The organism is Dellaglioa sp. CoH-57-MRSF-18 (genome assembly GCF_056781995.1).
In genome coordinates, this window is sequence record NZ_JBXAXX010000288.1 from 1 (window position 1) to 233 (window position 233).

At 49.4% G+C, this 233-nt stretch carries 1 protein-coding gene; it reads left to right on the forward strand.

What is annotated here, in order from left to right; all coding sequences use genetic code 11:
• On the forward strand, nucleotides 1–220 hold a 220-nt coding region (locus AC1RPG_RS08995), incomplete at its 5' end, for a hypothetical protein (protein ID WP_481762641.1).
• Nucleotides 221–233 lie beyond the last annotated feature (13 nt).

The window sequence follows — 233 nt, forward strand, 5'->3', positions numbered from 1 at the left end:
GCGAAATAGTTCACCGTCTAGTGATCCTAATTTTCTGATCACTGGCAACGAAAACGCGAGCGTCTCTGGAATCCTGTACGATGGACGTGTTGTTCCCTCTATCGACATCAAGGACAAGTCGCTGTTCATCGACGGTAAGTTCAAGCGTCGTCTTTCACGCAACAGCCGCACCTACAATAAGGGCGTGGGGATTTTCGTCGATGGCAATTACGTAGGTTAAACCAAGGGGCTTC